The sequence below is a fragment of the Gandjariella thermophila genome (assembly GCF_005405885.1).
In the GTDB taxonomy this organism is placed as follows: Bacteria; Actinomycetota; Actinomycetes; order Mycobacteriales; family Pseudonocardiaceae; genus Gandjariella; species Gandjariella thermophila.
Genome location: NZ_BJFL01000102.1, coordinates 1 through 1,698, shown reverse-complemented (window position 1 = coordinate 1,698; position 1,698 = coordinate 1). Strand labels below are relative to the sequence as shown.

Sequence of the window (1,698 nt, the reverse complement as noted above, 5' to 3'; positions counted from 1 at the left end):
GGATAACGGGCGGGCCGAGGAAGACGACGTTTTCTTTGGCTGCCACGAAGTCCAGGGTGCCCAGGTGGGCGATCACGTCGCGTTTGATCCCGCGGGCGTGGTCGAAGTCGAACTCTTCCAACGACTTGCGGGCGGGGAAGCGGGCGGCGCGGATGCGCCCTTCGCCGCCGTGGGCTTCGCGGGCGGAGACCTCGCGTTGCAGGCAGGCGACGAGGAACTCCTCATGCGTCCAGGACTCGCTGCGGGCCCGCTGGGCCAGCCGGGGGACGCTGGCGCGCAGGGTGGGTGCTTTGAGCGCGCGGGTGAGGTAGGCCAGCTCCGCGGCGATGTCCCGGCCGGTGACGATGGTCCTGCTGGTGGTAGGCATCAGGCCACCCCGCCATCGGCGTGCTCGCCGCCGTGGTGGTCGGTGACACCGAGCGCGCTGTCGTAGTCGGCCAGGCAGCGTTGCCCCACCTCGGGTTCACCGGCGGGGCGCAGCAGCCCGATCCGCCCGCGCCGCAAGGCTTTTGCCGCGGCCAGGTGGTCGGGGTCGGAGATGGTTTGGTGCCAGGCCCAGATGCGAGCGTGGTCGGCCACCGGGCGCCCGTCGCAGAACACGCGCACCCGGTCCAGGTCCGCGGCGACCTCCACCCGGCGTCCGATCACGCTGGGGTGCACCGAGTAGTCGTTGGCGTCCAAGCGGATGTAGTGATCGCGAGGCAGGCGGATGCTCGCCCGCCAGCCGGTGGCCGGCGCCACGGGCGGCAGCGCCAGCATCGCCTCAGTGTCGGCGGTGATCCGATCCGTTGGGGCGCAGCCCAACACCCGCCGAGCGCGGGTGTTCGCCGTCGCCAGCCATACCTGCAGTTGGGCGTTGAACTCCCCGGGCGAGGCGAAGGCCCGGCCGGGCAGAAACGACCGCTCCAGGTAGTCATGCGCCCGTTCGATCAGGCCCTTGGCCTCCGGGTCCGCCGGGCGGCAGATGACCACCTTCGCGCCCAGCGTGCCCCGAAACGCCTGACAGTCCCCGGTCAGCTCGCTGCGGCCGCCGCGCCACCGGCCGACCGCGCCCTCGCCGTCCCAGACCAGCACCCGCGGCACCGCCCCCAACTGCTGGATGAGCTGCCACCAGCCGGCGAACAGATCCTCGGCCCGCCGGGTGGGGATCAGCACCGCCGACAGCCACCGCGAGTACCCACACACCATGGTCAGCACCGGCAACTGGGTCGGCTTGCGCACCTGCCCGAACCCCACCGGAAGCGCAATCGGCGGGAACCACAGATCGCACTGGGCGATCTCCCCGGCGGCATATGCCGTCCGCGAGACCGGGTCCGGCGGCAGATACACCGGCCGCAGCTCGGCCACCCGGTCCCGCAACACTCGAATCGACCGCGTCCACCCGATCCGTTCGGCGATCACCGTCGCCGGCATCCGCGGATACACCCGCAACAGCTCCCGGATCAGCGGCTCGACCGCGTCCACGATCGACCCCCCGCGCCGCCGCTGGTAGCGCGGCGGTCCGCCCGAGGCCAGCGCCGCGCGCACCGTGTTCCGCGAGACGCCCAACACGCGAGCGATCGCCTTGATCGGCAATCGCTCCGACCGGTGCAACCGGCGGATCTCAGCCCAATCCTCCACGGACAACACCCTCTCCGTCCCTCCTGACTCCCCAGATAGGAGCCAGGATCACCGGACAAAGGGGTCAAAATTCGGATG

The 1,698-nt window shown here is 71.3% G+C and carries 2 protein-coding genes; both read right to left on the bottom strand.

Features of this window, described 5'->3' with window-relative positions:
• Window positions 1-367: ATP-binding protein (locus FFT21_RS28375; protein ID WP_192909816.1), on the bottom strand; the 367-nt coding region annotated here is incomplete at its 3' end.
• Window positions 367-1,629 (bottom strand): IS21 family transposase, encoded by a 1,263-nt coding sequence (istA, locus tag FFT21_RS28370; protein ID WP_137816969.1) that lies wholly within the window; start codon window positions 1,627-1,629, stop codon window positions 367-369. The genes istA and FFT21_RS28375, both read right to left, overlap by 1 nt.
• Between the last annotated feature and the right edge of the window lie 69 nt (window positions 1,630-1,698).